This is a genomic window from Cupriavidus sp. 05L411 (assembly GCF_056398045.1).
The window spans coordinates 1-21,282 of the sequence record NZ_JBFTOQ010000029.1 but is presented as its reverse complement, the minus strand read 5'-3'; the positions used below and the strand labels follow the sequence as shown (position 1 = coordinate 21,282).

Below are 21,282 nucleotides of genomic sequence, written 5' to 3'. Positions count from 1 at the left end.
GCCAATGGGAGGCACTAGTGGCAACACACGTCGCACTGAACCATGTCACCCACTACCGGTACGACCGGCCCGTGAAGCTCTCGCCGCAGGTGGTCAGGCTCCGTCCTGCCCCGCACTGCCGCACGCCGATCCTTTCGTATTCGCTGCGCATCGAACCCGAGCAGCATTTCGTGAACTGGCAGCAGGACCCGTTCGCCAACTACCTCGCCCGGCTGGTGATCCCCGAGCCGACCACCGAGTTCAAGATCACCGTCGACCTGGTGGTCGAGATGGCGGTCTACAACCCGTTCGACTTCTTTCTCGAGCCCTACGCGGAGAATTTTCCCTTCACCTATGAGCCCGGCCTGGCTTACGAGCTGGCGCCCTATATGGTCAAGGGCGAGCTGACGCCGCGCTTTGCCGCCTTCGTGGAGAGCATTCCGCGCAACAAGCAGACCACGAGCGATTTCCTCGTGGCCCTGAACCAGCGCCTGCAAGAGGACATCCGCTACCTGATCCGCATGGAGCCTGGCGTGCAGACGCCGGAGCAGACGCTGGAGACGGGCGCCGGCTCGTGCCGGGATTCCGGCTGGCTGCTGGTGCAGACGTTGCGCCACCTGGGGCTGGCCGCGCGCTTCGTGTCCGGCTACCTGCTGCAGCTGGCGCCTGACGTGAAATCCATCGACGGCCCCAGCGGCACCGACGTGGACTTCACCGACCTGCACGCATGGTGCGAGGTCTACCTGCCGGGCGCGGGGTGGATCGGGCTCGACCCCACCTCCGGCCTGCTGGCCGGCGAGGGCCATATCCCGGTGGCATGCACGCCCGAGCCGGGCAGCGCGGCGCCGGTCAGCGGCGCGGTCGACAAGAGCGAGGTGACCTTCCACCACGAGATGTCGATCACCCGCATCTATGAATCGCCGCGCGTGACCAAGCCCTATACCGAGGCGCAGTGGCAGGCGGTGGCGGCCGTGGGTGCCGAGGTCGATATCCAGCTCAACGCGCAAGATGTGCGCCTGACCATGGGCGGCGAGCCGACCTTTGTCGCGGTCAAGGATCGCGATGGCGCGGAATGGAACACCGATGCGCTCGGCACCACCAAGCGCGCCTATGCCACCGAACTGGTGCATAAACTGCGCGCGCGCTATGGCAAGGGCGGCTTCCTGCACTTTGGCCAGGGCAAGTGGTACCCGGGCGAGCAACTGCCGCGCTGGGCCTTGTCGATCTGCTGGCGCGCCGACGGCCAGCCCTGCTGGCAGGACCCGTCGCTGTTCGCCGATGAGCGCGAGCCGGCTGACTATACCGAGGCCGACGCGCACCGCTTCCTCGATAGCCTGGCCAACCGCCTCGGGCTCAACCCCGGCTTTGTGCAGCCCGGCTATGAGGACACCTGGTACTACCTCTGGCGCGAGCGCCGCCTGCCGGTCAATGTCGACCCGCTGGAGGCGCGGCTCGACGATGAGATGGAGCGCATGCGCCTGCGCCGCGTGTTCGATGGCGGCCTGGCGCGGCCCACCGGCTACGTGCTGCCGCTGCGCCGCACCGGCCTGGAAGATGGCCCGGCGCTGGCCGCTCACCGCTGGATCAGCGGGCCGTGGTTCTTCCGCGACGACCGCATGTACCTGCTGCCCGGCGATTCGCCGATGGGCTACCGCCTGCCGCTGGATGCCCTGCCCTGGGTCAGCGAGGCCGACTACCCGTGGCAGTTCGACCAGGACCCGTTCGCGGCGCGTTCGCCGCTGCCCACCGGGGCGCAGCTGCGCGCGCAGTTGCCCGGGCTTGCCGGCCAAGGCGCCGAGCCTGGCCAGGCGGCGGAGTTCCGTGCCAGCACCGCGGCCTATCCCGCGCCCGGCTCGGCCGCGGCCGCGCGTGCCGGCAAGCTTGCCGGGGCCAAGCCGGGGGCGGGCACGATCGGCGGCACGGCCGCGCCCGCTGCCCTGGCCGCGGACCTGGCGCGCGTGCCCGAGCGCGGCGAATCCGCGGGCTGGATCACCCGTACGGCGCTGTGCGTGGAAGTGCGCCATCCCAGTCGCGCCGCCGGCCCCAAGGCCGAGCGGGCGGCCGCGGGCGACAAGCGCGGCATGCTCTACGTCTTCATGCCGCCGCTGACCGTGCTGGAGGACTACCTGGAGCTGCTGGCGGCGGTGGAAGCCACCGCCGCCGGGTTGGGCGTGAAGATCGTGCTCGAAGGCTACCCGCCGCCGCGCGACGTGCGCCTCAAGCTGCTGCAGGTCACGCCCGATCCCGGCGTGATCGAGGTCAACATCCATCCGGCCGCCAACTGGGACGAACTGGTCGACCATACGGAATTCCTCTACCAGGCCGCCCACGAGACCTACCTCAGCACCGAGAAGTTCATGCTCGACGGGCGCCACACCGGCACCGGCGGCGGCAACCACTTCGTGCTGGGCGGCGCCACGCCGGCCGACAGCCCCTTCCTGCGCCGCCCCGATGTGCTGTCCAGCCTGATCGCCTACTGGCATAACCATCCCTCGCTGTCCTACCTGTTCTCGGGCATGTTCATCGGCCCGACCAGCCAGGCGCCGCGCGTGGATGAGGCGCGCAACGACCAGCTCTACGAGCTCGAGATCGCCTTTGCCGAGCTGCAGCACCAGCTCGACCGGCTCTGCGGCGCCGAGGGTGGGGTCGGCGCGCACATGCCGCCGTGGCTGGTTGACCGTGCGCTGCGCAATATCCTCATCGACGTCACCGGCAACACCCACCGCAGCGAGTTCTGCATCGACAAGCTCTATTCGCCCGACGGCCCCACCGGCCGGCTCGGCCTGCTGGAGCTGCGCGCGTTCGAGATGCCGCCGCATGCGCGCATGAGCCTGGTGCAGCAGCTGCTGCTGCGCGCGCTGGTGGCCCGCTTCTGGCGCGAGCCCTATCGCGGGCGGCTCACGCGCTGGGGCACGGAGCTGCACGACCGTTTCCTGCTCGGCACCTTCGTGCAGATGGACTTCGAGGACGTGCTCACCGAGATGCGCGAAGCCGGCTTCGCGTTCGACAACGCCTGGTTCGCGCCGCACTTCGAGTTCCGCTTCCCGCGCGTGGGCGAACTCGCGGCCGGTGGCCTGTCGCTGACGCTGCGCACCGCGCTCGAACCCTGGCATGTGATGGGCGAGGAGGGCAGTGCCGGCGGCACCGTGCGCTACGTGGATTCGTCGCTCGAGCGCATCGAGGTGCGCGTGCTGGGCATGAACGACAGCCGCCATGTGGTCACCGTCAATGGCCGCGCGGTACCGCTGCAGCCCACCGGGCGCGTCGGCGAGTTCGTGGCCGGGGTGCGCTACCGCGCCTGGGCGCCGCCGTCTGCGCTCCACCCCACCATCGCCTCGCATGCGCCGCTGACTTTCGACGTTGTCGACACATGGATGGGGCGCAGCATCGGTGGATGCCAGTATCATGTTTCGCATCCGGGCGGGCGTAGCTATGAGACCTTCCCGGTTAATGCGTACGAGGCTGAGAGCCGGCGCCTGACACGCTTCTTCACGCTTGGCCACACGCCGGGCGTGATGCGCGTGGAACCGCCCCGGCGCAGCCTCGAGTTTCCGTTCACGCTGGATTTGCGACAACGCTGATCCGGCACGCCCCCAAAGCCGCGCCCCGTGTCTCTTCAGCCGTCCCTGCCTTTTGATGAAACCGCCCCTGCCGTCGACGCGGTGATGCACCGCGCGCGGCCGGTGCCGCCCGGGCACCTTGATGAACTGGGGGCATGCGGGGACGGGTTGCGCGAACCCTGGGCGCGCTTTTTCCAGATACTGGGCGAGGAAGGGATCGACGGCCTTGACCAGCAGGCCGCCGCCATGGCGCGCCAGATCCGCGACAACGGCGTGACCTACAACGTCTACGCCGACAACACGGACAAGGCCGGTGCGCGCGCCTGGGCGCTGGACCTGCTGCCCTTCCTGGTGAGCGAGGAGGATTGGCAGCGGATCGAGCGCGGCGTGGCGCAGCGCGCTGAGCTGGCCAACGCCATGGTGGCCGACATCTACGGGCCGCAGGCATTGCTGTCCAAGGGGCTGCTGCCGGCCGGCCTGGTCTTTGGCCATCCCGGCTACCTGCGCCCGCTCAAGGGCTACCAGCCGCCGGGCGGCAACTTCCTGCATATCGTCGCGGTGGACCTCGCGCATACCTTGGAGGGCGGCTGGACGGTGATGGCCCACCGCACGGAGACGCCTTCCGGCATGGGCTACGCGCTGGAGAACCGTCTCATCATCTCCAGCCTGTTCGCCGATGCCTTTCGCGAGCTGCGCGTGCGGCGCCTGCCCGCCGCGTTCTCGCAACTGGTGGCCACGCTGGCGCAGCAGCCCGCAGCGCAGCCACCCGCACCGGAATCCGCGGCGGGCGCCGCCGCGTCGGTCAGCAAGCACATCGTGCTGCTCACCCCGGGGCCCTATAACGAAACCTATTTCGAGCACACCTTCCTGGCCCGCTACCTTGGCATCACGCTGGTCGAGGGCAAGGACCTGACGGTACGCAACGACGTGGTGTACCTGAAGACGCTGGCCGGGCTGGAGCGCGTCGACGTGGTGCTGCGCCGCCTGGACGACGCCTATTGCGATCCGGTCGAGCTGCGCCAGGATTCCACGCTCGGCGTGCCCGGGCTGCTGCAGGCGATGCGCGCGGGCAATGTGCTGGTGTCCAACGCGCCCGGCTCGGGCTTCCTGGAGACGCCGGCCATCCACGGCTTCCTGCCGGCCATTTCCCGCGCGCTGCTGGGCGAGGAATTGCTGCTGCCAGGCGTGCCCAGCTGGTGGTGCGGCGAGGCCACGGCGCGCGAGGAGGCGCTCGGGGAATTCACCGAAGCCTTCCTGATGCCAACCTACCCGCGCGGCATGGCGCAGCCGTGGGAAGGCCCGCGCCTGGGCATGGAGCGCGGGCTGCAGCGCCTGGCGGACTGGCGCGAGCGCATCGAGCAGGTGCCGGATCTGTTCACCATCCAGGCCGACCTGCCGCTGTCGCACGCACCGCGCTGGGAAGGGCCGCATATCGGCTCGCGCGCCGCCATGCTGCGGGTCTATGCCATTGCCGACGGACGAGGCGGCTGGCAGGTGATGCCCGGCGGCTTCACCCGGCTCGCGGGCGAGGGGCAGCCGGCGGTATCGATGCAGCTCGGCGGCTCCAGCGTCGACACGTGGGTGCTGTCGAGCCAGCCGGCGCAGCCGGGCGGCACGCCGCTGCAGTTCCCCATGGCCGGCGCGGCGCGCGGGCCGGCGGCCAAGCCGCTGGCGGTATCCAGCCGCGCCGCCGAGAACCTGTTCTGGGCCGGCCGCTATGCCGAGCGCGCGGAAAACAACGTACGCCTGTGCCGCCTGGTGCTGGGCTCGATCGAAAGCAGCGACGACCGCGACGACAGCGCGCTCGACGTGATCGGCGAACTGGTGCTCGCCTGCGGCCTGCTGCCGACCGGCGCGCCGCAGCCGCGCGCCTCGCTGCGCGTGTTCGAGCGCAGCCTGGTATCCGCGCTGGCGGAAAGCGCCGGCTGGACCAGCGTGGGCCAGAACCTGGCCAGCCACGTGCACGCCGCCACCGAGATCCGCAACCGGCTGTCCAACGATCACTGGCGCACCATCCTGGCCGCGCGCAACGATTTCGGCGATGCCATGGAGGCGGCCTGCGCGGGGAACCTCGGCGGTGCCGGCGACGCGGGCATCTACGACCGCCCGCGCGTGCTGGCGGCGCTGGATCACCTGTCCATGCAGCTCGCCGCCATCAGTGGCGCGCAAGGCGACCGCATGACCCGCGACGAAGCCTGGCGCCTGCTGTTTATCGGCCGCCATATCGAGCGCGTGGCCACGCTCTCGACCTTCCTGCGCGTGTTTGCGCACAACGGCGCGCTGCTGCACCGGACCTGCTTCGATTTGCTGCTGCACCTGTTCGACAGCACGCTGACCTTCCGCGCGCTGTACCCGGGCCGCTCCGATGTGCCCGCGCTGGTCGACCAGCTGGTGATCGAACCCACCAACCCGCGCGGGCTCTATGGCTTGCTGGCGCGGCTGCGCGTCAAGCTCGGCCAGATCTCGCCGCCCGCCAGCCCGGCCGGCACCGGGCGCGTGCCGCTGCCGCAATGGCTGCCCACCGTGGAGACGCTGCCCGGCTGGGAAGCACTATGCCAGCGCGGCGCCGACGGGAAATACACCAATCTGGTGCAACTATGCGAGCAACTGACTGACATGATGGTGCAGCTCTCAGACGAAATCAGTGCGCGCTACTTCAGCCATGCCGGCATGGCCGGCACCCGCGTCGGGGCGCAGCCATGAGCGCAACCATGAATGCGTCGATGAGCCAGGCGCAAGGCGTTGCCGAGCCCGCGCCAGAACGCGTGGCCTCCGTGCTGACGATTCATCACAAAACCATCTACGATTACTCCGCGCCGGTGGAGAACGCCCAGCAGCGCGCCGTGGTGTTTCCGGTGACCTGCCCGTGGCAGGCGGTGCACGCGCACAGCACGCAGATCGAGCCGCCGCCGTCGCACCAGCATGCGGACATCRACGCCTTCGGCAACAACGTGCTGTACTTCACCATCGACGTGCCGCACGACTACATGCAGCTCGCCTGCGAGAGCACAGTCAGCGTCACGCCGCGCTGGGCGTCGCTCGACCCCGCCGCCAGCATGCCGTGGGAGACGGCCGTCGCCGCGCTGCGCTTTCGCGCGAGGCAGCCCTTCCTGCCGGAAAGCGAGTTCTGCTTCGCCTCGCCCAACGTGGCGCTGCATCCCGATCTCAAGGCCTACGCGCTCGCCAGCTTCGCGCCCGGCGTGCCCGTGGTGGCCGGCGCCATCGACCTGATGCATCGCGTGCACGCCGACTTCGAATACCAGACCACCGCCACCGAGGTCGATACCCCGGCGCTGCAAGCCTTCGGCCTGCGCAGCGGCGTGTGCCAGGATTTCGCCCAGGTCATGATCGGCTGCCTGCGCTCGCTCGGCCTCGCGGCGCGCTACGTCAGCGGCTACCTGTGCACCGAGCCGCCACCCGGCCAGCCCAGGCTGATCGGTGCCGACGCCTCGCATGCGTGGCTGTCGGTGTACTGCCCGCTGGCCGGCTGGGTCGACCTCGATCCCACCAACGACGTGCTGGCCGACACCAGCCACGTCACGCTGGCGTTCGGGCGCGACTATAGCGATGTCTCGCTGCTGCGCGGCGTCATCGTGGGCGGCGGCGCGCACGATGTGGAAGTGGAGGTCAGCGTGCTGCCGGTCGAGTAGGCACCGCGCCGCGGTCAGCGGCTGGCAAGCCAATTGCTTGCCAGTAGCCTGGGTTTGCCGAGAAAAGGGGGAATCACCATGCTAAGCCGCACCGCCGACCACCTGTTCTGGATGGCCCGCTACACCGAGCGCGCGGAAAACACCGCCCGCATGCTCGACGTCAACTACCAGGCTTCGATGCTGCCGCAATCACCCGAGGTGGCACAGCAAGGCTGGCTGGCGATGCTCGACGTGACGGAGCTCACGCCGGTATTCGCCGCGCACCACGGCGCGGTCGTGCACGAGGAAGTGATCGATTTCATGGTGCGCGACCTGAGCCACCCGGCGTCGATCATGTCCTGCCTGCGCGCCGCCCGCGAAAACGCCCGCGCCGTGCGCGGCGCACTCACCACGCCGCTGTGGGAGACCATCAACACCACCTGGCTCGATGTCCAGCAGATGGTTGCCGACGGCATCCTGCGCCACGATCCGGCGCAGTTCTTCGAGTGGGTCAAGTTCCGCTCCCACTTAACGCGCGGTGTGGAAGCCGGCACCATGCTCAAGGACGAAGCCTACTGTTTCATGCGGCTGGGCACCTTCCTGGAGCGCGCCGACAATACCGCGCGCATTCTCGACGTCAAGTTCCAGGCCACCGACCTCGGCCTGCAGCAAGACGATTTCTACCAGTGGGCCGCGGTATTGCGCTCCGTGTCGGGGCTGGAGATGTATCGCAAGGTCTATCGCTCGGTGGTCACGCCGGAGCGCGTGGCCGAGTTGCTGATCGTGCATCCGGATATGCCGCGGTCGCTGGCAGCCAGTTTGCGGGAGGTGGTTTCGTTGCTGGCGCAGGTGCGCAATGCGCAGTCAGTGGAGACGGAGCGGCGGGCGGGGAAACTGCATGCCGAGCTTAAATTCACTCGGATCGAGGATATTTTTTCTGTCGGGATTCATGGGTGGCTTAGCGATTTTCTTCGCAGGATCCATGAGCTTGGGGGTGGGGTTAGTCGGGATTTTTTGATGAAGGGGGTGGGGGGGTAGGGGGTGTAGGGGGGAGGGGTTTTTGGGGGGCTTTCGCTGTTTATTTGAGCGGTGATGGCTTTTGGACCCAAAAACCGTACGACATCCCCCTGCGGGGGCTGCCGTACGGCCCTTGGGTGCAAGAGCCATCGCCGCAAAAAGAAACAGCGACCAACCCCTCATGGCAATCCCTATCCCACCAACTCCCGATGCAACGCCAAATACTCCAACGCCAACTTATGCCTCGGATCCAGGTGAATCATCGGCATCGCATGCTGATGCGACTCCCGGATCTTCACGGACGACGACAACCGTGAATTCAACACCGGCAGCCCTTCGCCGACCAGTTCCTCCACCAGTTGCAACGGCAAGGTGGCGCGCGGCTGGAACTGGTTGATCACGATCCCTTCGACTTCCAGGTCCGCGTTGTGGTCGTGCTGGATCTCTTTCACGTTGTCGAGCAGCGTGTAGAGCGCGCGGCGGGAGAAGTCGTCGCAGTCGAATGGAATCAGGCAGCGCTGGACCGCAATCAGCGCGGAGCGGGTGTAGAAGTTCAGCGCGGGCGGGGTGTCGATGTAGATGGCGTCGTACGCGTCTTCCAGCTCGATCAGCGCGTCGCGCAGCTTGTAGATCTTGTAGCGGGATTCGAGCTTGCCGTGCAGCGTATCGAGCTCGGGATGGGCGGGCATCACATCGAGGTTTTCGAACGGCGTGGCGTGGATGAACGCGGTGACATCCAGCGGCTTGAAGCTGTATGTGAGCGCGGTCTCGAAGAAGTCGGCCACCGTCGGGGTGGCCTCGGCGGCGTGCGCGCCGAGCAGGTACTGGCTGGAGTTGCCTTGCGCATCGAGGTCGATGACCAGGGTGCGCAGGCCTTCGCTGGCACTGATGGCCGCCAGGTTGCAGACGATGGTCGACTTGCCGACTCCGCCCTTCTGATTAAATACGACGCGCCGCATTTGAGCCCTTGGAGGTGAACGTTCCAAAGGAGAGAGGATACCTTAGCAAGGTGTCATTTCAGCGGCCAAATCGCACGCCAGGCTATGTTTGTATCAGCCGCTTTTGCCGCGAGATACTCATCAGGATCCCGATGCCCATGCCCAGCGTCACCAGCGCCGTTCCCCCGTAGCTCAACAGCGGCAACGGCACGCCCACCACGGGCAGGATGCCGCTCACCATGCCCATGTTCACAAAGGCATAGGTGAAGAAGATCAGCGTGATCGAGCCCGCCAGCAGCCGCGAGAACAGCGTCGGTGCGTTGGCCGCGATGTACAGCCCGCGGAAGATCAGCAGCAGGTAGAGCACCAGCAGCACGGCGTTGCCGATCAGTCCGAACTCTTCGGAGAACACGGCGAAGATGAAGTCGGTGTGCTTCTCGGGGATGAACTCGAGGTGCGTCTGCGTGCCCTTGAGCCAGCCTTTGCCGAACACGCCGCCGGAGCCGATGGCAATGATGGACTGGATGGTGTGGAAGCCCTTGCCGAGCGGGTCGGTGGTGGGGTCCAGCAGCGTGCAGATGCGGTGTTGCTGGTAGTCGTGCAGGATTGGCCAGTTCACGCCGGGGGCGCAGATATCGTGCTCGAAGCTGACCAGCGCGGTGATGGCGACCACCGCGATGGCAAGCAGCGGCAGGATGATCTTCCACGACAGGCCGGCGAAATAGATCACATAGAGGCCGGCGGCCATCACCAGCAGGCCGGTGCCGAGGTCGGGCTGCTTGGCGATCAGGCCCACGGGCACGCCGAGCAGCACCAGCGCCAGCACAAAGTCGAACCACCTGACCGAGCCCTCCCGCTTCTGGAAGTACCACGCCAGCATCAGCGGCATGGCGATCTTCATGATCTCGGAGGGCTGGATCACCATGCCGACATAGAGCCAGCGCCGCGCGCCCTTGCGGATCAGGCCGAACATGGCCACCGCCACCAGCAGGGCCACGCCGACCGTATAGAGCGGCACCGCCACCCGCATCAGCGTCTGGGTTGGCAGGTAAGCGATGACCCACATCACCAGGTAGGACAGCAGGATGTTGCGCAACTGGTCCTCGACCCGGCCGGGCATGTCGATGGCGGCGGAGTAGAGCGCCACGATGCCGGTGGCGAACAGCAGGAAGACGATGAGCGCGAGTGGCTTGTCAAAGCCGGTCAGGGCCGTCTTGATGAACGATAGGACGCGGCGGCGATCCATGGCGCGTCTCCTTCAGCGTGAAGCGTTGCCGCCGGCCGCGGCGGGCGCGGTTGCCGGTTTGGCGCGGGGTTTCGAACTGGCGGGCGCCATGACGGGCGACGCGGCCGGAGCGGGGGGCGGCGCCGGGCGGCTGTGGCCTAGGGCCTGCGCCATGCGCTGGTCCAGCGTCTGCACCGCCGAGGCGGGCGGGATGGCGGCGGGGTCGATCACCGGCGCCACCACGGCAGAGGCGGCCGCGGCGGGGGCGCCGGCACGGGCTGCCACCCGCGCCGCCGACACGCTGGCGCCTTCGCTGGTGGCGGCGGCTTCGCTCGCGCCCATGACGGTGGCGCTGGCGATGCTGGCGGTGTGGCCGGTGGTAAATACGCTGGGCGTATCCACGGGCGGCTTGCCGCCGGCGCGTTCGGACGCGGGCGGGGCGATGTTCGCCAGCTCTTCCGGCCACTTGCCCGTCAAATAGTAATCCATCACCTTGCGTGCGATCGGCGCGGCCACGGCACCGCCGAAGCCGGCGTTTTCCACGATCATCGCCAGCGCAATCTTCGGGTTGTCGGCCGGAGCGAATGCGGTATAGAGCGCGTGGTCGCGCTTGCGCTCGTCCAGCGCGTGGTGGTTGTACTTCTCGTTCTTGCCCATGGTGAAGGTCTGCGCCGTCCCGGTCTTGCCGGCGGACTCATAGGCGGCGCCGGCGAACGCGCGGGCGGCGGTGCCCGAGTGCGTCACGCCGACCATGGCGCGCTTGATCACGTCGATATCCGACTGCTTGAGCGGCAGGCGGTAGCTTTCCTTGGGCACGGTGAGCTCGCGCTCGCGGCTGACCGAGTCCTCCACCGCTTTGACCAGGTGGGGCTTCATGGCGATGCCGTTGTTGACCAGGATGGAGGTAGCGTTGGCCAGCTGCAGGATGGTGAAGCTGTTGTAGCCCTGGCCGATCCCCAGCGAGATGGTCTCGCCGTCATACCATTTCTGCTGCTCGGGCTTGCGGTAGGCGCGGCGCTTCCAGTCGGTGGAGGGCAGGATGCCGCGGCTCTCGCCTTCGATGTCGATGCCGGTAATCTGGCCGAAGCCCAGCGGCTTCATGAAGTCGTGGATGCCGTTGACGCCCATGTCGCGCGCCAGCATGTAGTAATAGGTGTCGCACGACTGCACGATGGAGGCGTTCATGTCCACCCAGCCGTGGCCGCCTGGCTTGTCGTCGCGGAAGGTGTGGTTGCCCAGCGTGAACGAGCCCGGATCGTGGAAGCCCCAGGCCGCGGTGCGCTTGCCGGTGGTGAGTGCCGCCAGCGCCATGAACGGCTTGTAGGTGGAGCCGGGCGGGTAGGTGCCGCGCAGCGGGCGGTTCAGGAGCGGCTTGTCGGGCGAGCCGTTGAGCTCGTTCCAGGTATTGGTGTCGATGCCTTCGACGAACAAGTTGGGGTCGTAGGTCGGCTTGGAGACAAAGGCCAGGATGTCGCCCGTGGCCGGCTCGATCGCCACCAGCGCGCCGCGCTTGTCGCCAAACAGCGCCTCGGCCAGTTGTTGCAGGCGGATATCGAGCGACAGGATCAGGTTGTTGCCGGGCGTGGCAGGGGAGGTGGACAGCGTGCGGATGGGGCGTCCGCCCGCGCTCACTTCCACTTCCTCGAACCCGGTCAGGCCGTGCAGCTCGGTCTCGTAGCTTTGCTCGATGCCGATCTTGCCGATGTAGTTGGAGCCCTTGTAGTTGTCGGCGTCCTTGCGCGGATCGTATTTGGCGCCTTCTGCGCTGTTGGCCTCATCCATGGCCTCGATGCGTTCCTGGTCGCGCTGCGAGATGCGGCCCAGGTAGCCGATCACGTGCGAGGCGGACTCGCCCATCGGGTACTGGCGGAACAGCCGGGCACGCACGTCCACGCCGGGAAAGCGGAAGCGCTGGGCGGAGAAGCGCGCCACTTCCTCGTCGGTGAGCTGGCTGCGGATCGGCAGGCTTTCGAAGCTGCGTGACTCCTCCATCAGGCGCTTGAAGCGGCGGCGGTCGCGCGGCTGGATGTCGATCAGYTGGGCCAGTTCCTCGATGGTGTTGTCGAGCGTGTCGGACAGCTTGGACGGGGTGATTTCCAGCGTGTAGGCGGAATAGTTGCGCGCCAGCACCACGCCGTTGCGGTCCATGATGATGCCGCGGTTGGGCTCGATCGGCGCCACCGAGATGCGGTTATCCTCGGCCTTGGCCGAGTACTGGTCATGCTTGTACCACTGCAGCCACAGGAAACGGCTGAACAGCAGGCCGAAGCAGATCACGGCAAACAGGCCCGCCGCCGCTACGCGGATGCGGAAGCGGCCGAGCTCCTGTTCGACATTGCGTATTTCGGTCATGGTACTGCGTCAGCCTTGCGGTTTGCCGCGTCCCCCCAAGGGGGCGCGGCGGGACTTCGGTTGGGGTAAAGCGTCAGATTGGCCGGGTTTCGTCCACGTCGGCACTGCGGCGCTGCGGCGCCAGCAGCATGCCGGTGGCCAGCGGCCATAGCAGCGCTTCGATGCCCGGCGCCAGCAGCAATTGCCAGCCGGGCAGCGGCGCGCCCATGGCCAGGCGGATCAGCACCGGCACAGCGTGGGCGATGAACAGGAGCGGCAGCACGTGCAGCGCCTGGGTATAGACCGTGAACCACAGCACGCGGCGATGGATGGTGATGGCGAAGTACGCCAGCAGCGAGTAGGCCATGGCGTGCTCGCCCAGCAGGCGCGCGTCATGCACGTCCATCAGCAGGCCGAGCGCGAAGGCCACACCCATGCCGACCTTGCGCGGCTGGTGGATGTTCCAGAACACCAGCACCAGCGCCACCATGTCGGGCACCCACAGCGTGGTCCCCCAGGGCATCAGGTTGAACAGGAAGGCCAGCACGAAACTCAGCGCGATAAACGCGGGGTTGACCGGGCGCAGCAGGTATTGGGGATTGGTCAACGCTTGGGCTCCTTGGCCGGGGCGGGCTTGTCGGCGGGCTTCTCCGCCGGCTTTTCCGCCGGCTTGTCAGCAGGCTTTGCGGCGGGCTTTTCAGCGGGCTTTTCGGCCGGCCGCTCTCCTGAGCGTTCGGCATCCCGCACGCCCGGGCGGTTCGCCCTCACGCTTCGCGCTTCCTTGGCGTCGCGTGGGCCGTCGATGGACTCGCGCGGCGGTAACTGCGCTTCGTAGCGGATCACCAGCAACTGGCGGTGCGAACGCACGCCGGCCACCGGTTCGCAGTACACGCGCGAGAAGGCGGTATCGGCCTTGCGCTCGATCTGGACGATCTTGGCCACCGGCAGGCCGGGCGGGTAGGTGCCGTCCAGGCCGGAGGTCACCAGCAGGTCGCCCTGCTGCAGGTCGGCCGAGGCGGCCATGAAGCGCAGGTCGAGCAGGCCGGCGCGGGCACCGCCAAAGGCCACGCTGCGCAAGCCGTTGCGCACTACCTGCACGGGAATGGCCTGCTCCTTGTCGGTCAGCAGCGTGACTTCCGACTGGAACGGCGAAACCCGCGTGATCTGGCCGATCACCCCGCGTTCGTCGATCACGGGGTAGCCCGCGCGCAGGCCATGCTGGCTGCCGCGGTCGATCACGATGCGCTGGCTATAGGGGTCGCGGGCGTCGTACAGGATCTCGGCCGCCGTCACCGGCGTGGCCGACTGCTGCACCAGGCCAAGCAGCTTGCGCAGCTGGTTGTTCTCGGCCTCGAGCTGGGACTGGCGCACCGAACCCTCGGCCTCGGTCACCATGCGGCGCTTGAGGTCGCGGTTCTCGCTGGCGAGGGTGGCGGATGACTGGGCGTAGTCGAAGGTGGCGCGCAGCGCGTCGCGCGGCACCAGCACCGTGCGCTCCACCGGCATCAGCACGGTGGCGGCAACCTGGCGCACCACGCGCAGGGCGTCAAAGCGCGCATCTACGATGAGCAGCGCCAGCGCGATCGTCACATAGAAGACGAGGCGCGCAACGGCGGAAGTGCCCTGCTTGAAGAGCGGCGGCGGAGTGTAATCCATTTACCCGTGCGCTGGCAGAAAGGTCCCCCGGTGCCGCAGGCACGACCGCGCCGCGGCACGCCAGCCGGAGTGGCTGGGGCGTCGCGGCGCGGTGTGGTGCACGGGGGCTGGCCGGGTCGGGAGGGTAGCGCGGCAAGGCGCTGCCCCGACCAGGTAGTCCGGCAGGCCGCGTCGCGCCACGTGCGAATCCTCTGCTTACGCTTTATTCGTAAGAGAAGATGCTGCCGAGCTTGTCCATGCGCTCGAGCGCCATGCCGGAGCCGCGCACCACGCAGGTCAGCGGGTCTTCGGCGACCAGCACCGGCAGGCCGGTTTCCTCGGCCAGCAGGCGATCCAGGTCGCGCAGCAGCGCGCCGCCGCCGGTCAGCATCATGCCGCGCTCGGCGATGTCGGCGCCGAGTTCCGGCGGGGTTTGTTCCAGCGCGATCTTGACGGCCGACACGATCTGGTTGAGCGGATCGGTCAGGGCTTCCAGGATTTCGTTGGACGACACCGTGAAGGCACGCGGGATGCCTTCGGACAGGTTACGGCCCTTGACTTCCATTTCGCGGACTTCGGAGCCAGGGAACGCCGAACCGATGGCCTTCTTGATGGCTTCGGCGGTCTGCTCGCCGATCAGCATGCCGTAGTTGCGGCGGATGTAGTTGACGATGGCTTCGTCGAACTTGTCGCCACCCACGCGCACCGAACCCTTGTAGACCATGCCGCCCAGCGAGATGATGCCCACCTCGGTGGTGCCGCCGCCGATATCCACCACCATCGAGCCCGACGGCTCCGACACGGGCAGGCCGGCGCCGATCGCGGCCGACATCGGCTCCTCGATCAGGTACACCTGGCTGGCGCCGGCGCCCAGCGCCGATTCGCGGATGGCGCGGCGCTCGACCTGGGTCGAGCCGCAGGGCACGCAGATGATGATGCGCGGCGAGGGACGCAGCAGCTTGGTGTCATGCACCATCTTGATGAACTGCTTGAGCATCTGCTCGGTGACCGTGAAGTCGGCGATCACGCCGTCTTTCATCGGGCGGATCGCTTCGATGTTGCCCGGTACCTTGCCCAACATCTGCTTGGCTTCCTTGCCCACCGCCTGGATCGTCTTCTTGGCGTTGGGTCCGCCTTCCTGGCGGATGGCGACCACGGACGGCTCGTCAAGGACGATGCCCTTGTCACGCATATAGATCAGGGTGTTGGCGGTGCCGAGGTCGATCGCGAGATCGTTGGAGAAGTAGCTGCGGAGAAATCCGAACATCAGGAATCCTGTTTTCTGGTGGTTCGCGAGTATGCGAAGTGGCCGGCGCCGCTGCGGGGCCAGCCACGATATTCATAGCGACGGGTAGTATTAAGGCCCCCGATCGTCCGGTGGGGCCGGCGCCGTTGCCAGTCCGCGTTGTCATACGCTGCGAACTGCCAGGGCCAGGGCCGCCAACCAAGGCCGCTTTGCCAGGTGGCGAAAGCAGCCTCTACGGGAACCTTTGATTAGACCACGCGCGAAAGTTCGGTGGAACGGCGCTGCAATTACAAATTAATTGCTGGCGGGGGCGGCCTAATCGGAGGAACCTGTCTGTCATCCCTTGGGTGCCTTCAACCCCGCACCGGCGGGGGCGGTCGGGCCACATGGCCAGTGCTGGCTGGCCCGGGTGCCGGAGTACGCCGCCGGGCGTCCCGCCGGCGTGTCCCAAAAAGCTCCGGAGGAGGCGGTTTTGCGCCAATGTGACGAAGGCGCGGCCAAAGGATGGCAACGCGCAATGATACCTTATAATTCCCCCTGTTTCGGGGGCTTCTTCCTCGAAAAAACCTGTAACTTTGACGATTCCCGGGCGCTCCCGGCAGCACTTGCCCGGCCCGCCCCGGCCGCGCCCGCATCGCCTTTCGCACCGACCCCAAGCCATGGCTCTCGACCTATCCGACGTCAAGCGCATCGCCCACCTTGCCCGCATCGAAATCAACGATGACGAGGCTGGGCAGACGCTTGTGCAGCTCAATCAATTCTTCTCCCTGGTCGAACAGATGCAGGCGGTCGACACCACCGGCATCGTGCCGCTGGCCCACCCGCTGTCCGCGGTGCGCGAGATGTCGCAGCGGCTGCGCGACGACGTGGTCACCGAGCCCAGCCGCCGCGAGGACTACCAGCGTCCCGCCCCGGCCACCGAAGGCGGCCTCTACCTGGTGCCCAAGGTCATCGAATAAAGGTCAGACGCACCCCGGCCCTCGACCCAGCGGCTGCGCCGCGCCGCCTCCAGGCTGCGCCGGCAGCCATCACCTGCCAAGCCAAACCGACCGACATGCCCTTTTCCGCAACTTCCGTGACCTCCCTGCGCGAGCTTTCCGACGCGCTGGCGGCCCGCTCCGTCTCCGCCGAAGAACTGGCGCGCGATTACCTGGCCCGTATCGAGCAGGCCGGCGCGCTCAACGCCTTTGTCGACGTCAACCCCGAACTCACCCTGGCGCAGGCCCGCGCCGCCGACGCGCGCCGCGCGCGCGGCGAAGCCGGCCCGCTGACCGGCGTGCCGATCGCCCACAAGGATGTGTTCGTCACCCGTGGCTGGCGCGCCACGGCGGGCTCGCGCATGCTGGCCAACTACGAAAGCCCGTTCGACGCGGCCGTGGTCGAGCGCCTCGCCGCCGCCGGCATGGTCACGCTGGGCAAGACCAATATGGACGAGTTCGCGATGGGCTCGTCCAACGAGAACTCGCACTTCGGCCCGGTCAGGAACCCCTGGGACGCCAGCCGCGTGCCGGGTGGCTCCTCGGGCGGCTCCGCCGCCGCCGTGGCCGCCGGCCTGGCGCCTGCCGCCACCGGCACCGACACCGGGGGCTCGATCCGCCAGCCGGCCTCGTTCTCCGGCATCACCGGCATCAAGCCTACCTATGGCCGCGTGTCGCGCTACGGCATGATCGCCTTCGCCTCCTCGCTCGACCAGGGCGGCCCGATGGCGCATACCGCCGAGGATTGCGCCATGCTGCTGGGCGGCATGGCCGGCTTCGACGAGCGCGACTCCACCAGCGTTGCGCCCGCCCTGGGCGGCGTCGACGAGGACTACACCCGCCTGCTGGGCCAGGCGCGGGCCGGCGCCAGTGCCGGCAAGCCGTTGTCAGGGCTGCGCATCGGCCTGCCCAAGGAGTATTTCGGCAAGGGCCTGGCAGCGGACGTGGAGCAAGCCGTGCGCGCGGCGCTTGCCGAGTACGAAAAGCTGGGCGCCACGCTGGTCGAGGTGTCGCTGCCCAAGACCGAGCTGTCGATCCCCGTGTACTACGTGATCGCGCCGGCCGAGGCATCGTCCAACCTGTCGCGCTTTGACGGCGTGCGCTTTGGCCATCGCGCCGCCGAGTACCGCGACCTGATGGACATGTACAAGAAGACCCGCGCCGAAGGCTTCGGCCCCGAGGTCAAGCGCCGCATCATGGTGGGCGCCTATGTGCTGTCGCACGGCTACTACGACGCCTATTACCTGCAGGCACAAAAGATCCGTCGCATCATCGCTGACGATTTCCAGCGCGCCTTCACCCAGTGCGACGTGATCATGGGCCCGGTGGCGCCCACGGTGGCGTGGAAGCTCGGCGAGAAGAGCGCGGACCCGGTGCAGATGTACCTGGCCGACATCTTCACGCTGTCGACCAGCCTGGCCGGCCTGCCCGGCATGAGCGTGCCCTGCGGGCTGGGCGAGGGCGGCATGCCGGTTGGCCTGCAGCTGATTGGCAACTACTTTGGCGAGGCCGAGCTGCTGCAAACGGCGCACGCCTTCCAGCAGGCAACGGACTGGCACCTGCGCCGGCCCGCGCAGCCATGATCGCAGCGCGCTGGCTGTCCCGCATCGTGCTCGGCATCGGGCTGGCCGCTGCATTGGCGGCCTGCATCCCGCTGCCGCGCTTTGGCGGCAAGCCCCCGCCCATTGCCAGCCGCGACATCGACCTCGCCGGCGATTGCCGCCGCACCGAGGAAGACGGCTTTCGCGAGGATGCGCAGGTGCGCGTGGCGGACAACACCGTGCAGCAGTTGTCATGGAAGCTGTGGGTGGGCAAGCGCGGCTCGTGCAGCTTCAACCTGGCCGAATTCCGCCAGACCCAGAAGAAGCCGCATATCGAGCTGCGCGCCAATGACGGCAGCGCCTGCAAGCTGATGATCTGGCAGGATCCGCGCCGGGTCACGCTCGCGCACGCCAATTGCGAGGCACGTTGCTCCCCGGGCATCTACGAAGAAGCCTGGCCGGTGATGTTCGAGCCTGGCGGCGGTGGCTGCGCGCAGACCCGATGAACCCGCCCAACGCCATGTCCCGAACCGCCCACGGTTGCATCGCCGCTCGCCTGAAGGCCTTCAGCCTGAGCGCGTGCGCCTTGCTGCTGGCAAGCCACGCCGTGCTGGTGCAGGCCGTGGTTCCAGCGGCCGGCGAGCGCGCCATGCCGGCGGCGCAGACGGTGCGTTTCCCGGGCGCTGACGGCGGCCAGCCGCTCAGCGGCTACTGGTTCGCGCCGCAGCGCAGCGCCGCGGCCCCGGTCCCGGCCGTACGCGTGGTGATTGCGCTGCACGGCTGCGGGGGCTTGCACCGCAGTGGCGGCGCGGATGCGGCGGCGCTCCAGAGCCGTTACCGCGAGTACGTGCAGTGGCTGACCGCGCGCGGCTACGCGGTGCTGCTGCCCGACAGTTTTGGCCCGCGCGGCAAACCGGACGGCATCTGTACCGAACGCCTGGACAGCCGCGACATCGACGACGCCACGCGGCGCGGCGATGTGCTGGCGGCGCTGCAGTGGCTCGCGCGGCAGCCCGGCGTGGACACTGCGCATATCGTGCTGCTGGGCTGGTCCAACGGCGCGCAGGCGGTGCTTAGCGCCATCGACGCCAGCCGCGACTGGCCGGCGGGCGCACCGGCGATCGAGCGCGCCGTGGCTTTTTACCCGGGCTGCAAGAGCGCGGTGCAGCGGCATGAGTACCGCCTGCGCACGCCCCTGCTGCTGCTGACCGGCGGCGCCGACGACTGGACCCCCGCCACCCGCTGCGCCATGCTGCGCGAGGCGGTCGCGGCGCGCCAGCCGGATGCGCGTTTTCGCCTGGAGATCTACCCCGGCGCGTATCACGGCTTTGACGGCACCGAGCCGCTGCGGGTGCGGCGCGATGTGCCTAACGGCTCGCGTCACGGCCAGGGCGTGACCGTGGGCGGCGACCCGATCTCGCGCGATGCGGCGCTGGCGCAACTGGATTCATGGCTGGCCAGCCCGAATCCGTGACAGAAGACGTAGCAGTACATAGCCACACGTAGGCACACGTAGCAAACAAGTAGCAACACATACAGCACACGAACAGGAATACCGCCATGCAATGGGAAGTGGTGATCGGCCTCGAGACGCACACGCAGTTGTCGACGGCCTCCAAGATTTTTTCCGGTACCTCCACCGCCTTCGGCGCGGCGCCGAACACGCAAGCCTCGCCGGTTGATCTGGCGCTGCCCGGCGTGTTGCCGGTGCTTAACCGCGGCGCGGTCGAGCGCGCCATCCAGTTCGGCCTGGCGATCGGCGCCACCATCGCGCCGCGCAGCATCTTCGCGCGCAAGAATTACTTCTACCCCGACCTGCCCAAGGGCTACCAGATCAGCCAGTACGAGCTGCCGGTGGTGCAGGGCGGCAGCATCAGCATCCAGGTCGAAGGCAAGAAGGGCGAAACCTACGAGAAGACCGTGCAGCTCACGCGCGCCCACCTCGAGGAAGACGCAGGCAAGTCGCTGCACGAAGATTTCGCCGGCATGACCGGCATCGACCTGAATCGCGCCGGCACGCCGCTGCTGGAGATCGTCACCGAGCCCGACATGCGCAGCTCGGCCGAGGCCGTGGCCTACGCCAAAGCCCTGCACGCGCTGGTGATGTGGCTGGGCATCTGCGACGGCAACATGCAGGAAGGCAGCTTCCGCTGCGACGCCAACGTGTCGGTGCGCCCCTACGGCAGCCCCAAGCTGGGTACGCGCCGCGAGATCAAGAACCTGAACTCGTTCCGCTTCCTGCAGCAGGCCATCGACTACGAAGTCCAGTGGCAGATCGCCGAGATCGAGGACGGCCGCGAAATCCAGCAGGCCACCGTGCTGTTCGACCCGGACACCGGCGAGACGCGCGCCATGCGCACCAAGGAAGACGCGCACGACTACCGCTACTTCCCCGACCCCGACCTGCTGCCGCTGGAAATCGACGCCGCCTGGATCGAGCGCGTGAAGTCCGAGTTGCCGGAGCTGCCGGTGGCCATGCAAGCGCGCCTGGTGTCGCAATACGGCCTGTCCGCCTACGACGCCAGCGTGCTGACCGCCTCCAAGTCGCTCGCGAACTATTTCGAGGCGGTGGTCGCTGAAGCTGGCGCGGCCAATGCCAAGCCGGCTGCCAACTGGCTGATGGGCGACGTGTCGTCGCTGCTCAACCGCGAAGGCATCGCGCTGGAAGCCGCCCCGGTCAAGCCGGCGCAGCTGGCCAAGCTGCTGGTGCGCATTGCCGACGGCACGGTGTCCAACAACACGGCCAAGAAGGATGTCTTCCCGGCCATGTGGGCGGGCGAGGAAGGCGCCGACGCCGACGCCATCATCGCGGCCAAGGGCCTCAAGCAGATGTCCGACTCGGGCGAGCTGGAAAAGATCATCGACGACGTGCTGGCTGCCAATGCAAAGTCGGTGGAAGAGTTCCGCGCTGGCAAAGAGAAGGCGTTCAACGCGCTGGTCGGCCAGGCCATGAAGGCCACCAAGGGTAAGGGGAATCCTGCTCAGGTGAATGAGTTGTTGAAGAGGAAGTTGGGGGCGTAGCGTGCAGGGGGTGTAGGAGCTTTTGGGGGGGCTATTGCAGTGGTCTAATTTCCTCGGACAGGTCGATAGGGTGACAATCCATATCGACGAGGAAACAGATGACAAGACAACGCCGACAATTTGATGCCAGCTTCAAGCTGGAAGTAGTACGGATGGTGAAAGACCAGGGGCTATCGGTGGGCG

General features: G+C 67.6%; 15 protein-coding genes. 9 read left to right on the top strand and 6 right to left on the bottom strand.

The features are described from left to right. Nucleotides 1–17 precede the first annotated feature (17 nt). The 4 genes from AC1DQR_RS27815 to AC1DQR_RS27800 all read left to right on the top strand — a co-directional run bounded on the left by AC1DQR_RS27815 (nucleotide 18) and on the right by AC1DQR_RS27800 (nucleotide 8,206). Nucleotides 18–3,560 carry a transglutaminase family protein gene (locus AC1DQR_RS27815; protein WP_416050160.1) on the top strand — a complete coding sequence of 1,181 codons (3,543 nt, stop codon included), beginning with the start codon at nucleotides 18–20 and terminating at the stop codon, nucleotides 3,558–3,560. 27 nt (nucleotides 3,561–3,587) lie between these two features. Then, nucleotides 3,588–6,242, top strand: coding sequence for a circularly permuted type 2 ATP-grasp protein (locus AC1DQR_RS27810; protein WP_477134163.1), 2,655 nt, complete (start codon nucleotides 3,588–3,590; stop codon nucleotides 6,240–6,242). 20 nt (nucleotides 6,243–6,262) lie between these two features. Continuing rightward, entirely contained in the window at nucleotides 6,263–7,189 is a 927-nt protein-coding gene (locus AC1DQR_RS27805; protein WP_477134185.1) for a transglutaminase family protein, read from the top strand. A gap of 78 nt (nucleotides 7,190–7,267) precedes the next feature. Beyond that, complete coding sequence (locus AC1DQR_RS27800; protein ID WP_416050161.1) at nucleotides 7,268–8,206, top strand: alpha-E domain-containing protein; 939 nt, start codon at nucleotides 7,268–7,270, stop codon at nucleotides 8,204–8,206. A gap of 170 nt (nucleotides 8,207–8,376) precedes the next feature. Here AC1DQR_RS27800 and AC1DQR_RS27795 read toward each other — a convergent pair whose 3' ends face one another. The 6 genes from AC1DQR_RS27795 to AC1DQR_RS27770 form a co-directional block, all read right to left on the bottom strand. Continuing rightward, nucleotides 8,377–9,144, bottom strand: a complete 768-nt coding sequence (locus AC1DQR_RS27795; protein WP_150993633.1) for a ParA family protein — start codon at nucleotides 9,142–9,144, stop codon at nucleotides 8,377–8,379. A gap of 82 nt (nucleotides 9,145–9,226) precedes the next feature. Further along, a complete protein-coding gene (gene rodA / locus AC1DQR_RS27790; RefSeq protein ID WP_150993635.1) occupies nucleotides 9,227–10,369 on the bottom strand; it encodes a rod shape-determining protein RodA in 1,143 nt (380 codons plus the stop codon). Between the two features lie 12 nt (nucleotides 10,370–10,381). Beyond that, entirely contained in the window at nucleotides 10,382–12,700 is a 2,319-nt protein-coding gene (gene mrdA, locus AC1DQR_RS27785; RefSeq protein ID WP_477134162.1) for a penicillin-binding protein 2, read from the bottom strand. Nucleotides 12,701–12,773: 73 nt separating this feature from the next. Beyond that, complete coding sequence (mreD, locus tag AC1DQR_RS27780; RefSeq protein ID WP_150992634.1) at nucleotides 12,774–13,286, bottom strand: rod shape-determining protein MreD; 513 nt, start codon at nucleotides 13,284–13,286, stop codon at nucleotides 12,774–12,776. Beyond that, nucleotides 13,283–14,335, bottom strand: a complete 1,053-nt coding sequence (gene mreC, locus AC1DQR_RS27775; protein WP_416050163.1) for a rod shape-determining protein MreC — start codon at nucleotides 14,333–14,335, stop codon at nucleotides 13,283–13,285. The genes mreD and mreC overlap by 4 nt, the downstream gene beginning before the upstream one ends. Nucleotides 14,336–14,537: 202 nt before the next feature. Further along, nucleotides 14,538–15,581: a rod shape-determining protein gene (locus AC1DQR_RS27770; protein ID WP_035859663.1), complete on the bottom strand. Its 1,044-nt coding sequence runs from the start codon at nucleotides 15,579–15,581 to the stop codon at nucleotides 14,538–14,540. A gap of 638 nt (nucleotides 15,582–16,219) precedes the next feature. On the opposite strand from AC1DQR_RS27770, the gene gatC reads away from it, so the two are divergent. From gatC to gatB, 5 genes are all read left to right on the top strand, one after another. Beyond that, entirely contained in the window at nucleotides 16,220–16,519 is a 300-nt protein-coding gene (gene gatC / locus AC1DQR_RS27765; protein ID WP_006156463.1) for an Asp-tRNA(Asn)/Glu-tRNA(Gln) amidotransferase subunit GatC, read from the top strand. Nucleotides 16,520–16,614: 95 nt separating this feature from the next. Continuing rightward, complete coding sequence (gene gatA, locus AC1DQR_RS27760) at nucleotides 16,615–18,120, top strand: Asp-tRNA(Asn)/Glu-tRNA(Gln) amidotransferase subunit GatA (protein ID WP_477134161.1); 1,506 nt, start codon at nucleotides 16,615–16,617, stop codon at nucleotides 18,118–18,120. Further along, nucleotides 18,117–18,584, top strand: a complete 468-nt coding sequence (locus AC1DQR_RS27755) for a hypothetical protein (RefSeq protein ID WP_043342791.1) — start codon at nucleotides 18,117–18,119, stop codon at nucleotides 18,582–18,584. Before gatA ends, AC1DQR_RS27755 begins: the two co-directional genes overlap by 4 nt. Beyond that, nucleotides 18,581–19,552, top strand: a complete 972-nt coding sequence (locus tag AC1DQR_RS27750; RefSeq protein ID WP_477134160.1) for a dienelactone hydrolase family protein — start codon at nucleotides 18,581–18,583, stop codon at nucleotides 19,550–19,552. Before AC1DQR_RS27755 ends, AC1DQR_RS27750 begins: the two co-directional genes overlap by 4 nt. Nucleotides 19,553–19,638: 86 nt before the next feature. Beyond that, complete coding sequence (gatB, locus tag AC1DQR_RS27745; protein ID WP_477134159.1) at nucleotides 19,639–21,099, top strand: Asp-tRNA(Asn)/Glu-tRNA(Gln) amidotransferase subunit GatB; 1,461 nt, start codon at nucleotides 19,639–19,641, stop codon at nucleotides 21,097–21,099. The last annotated feature ends 183 nt before the right edge of the window (nucleotides 21,100–21,282 follow it).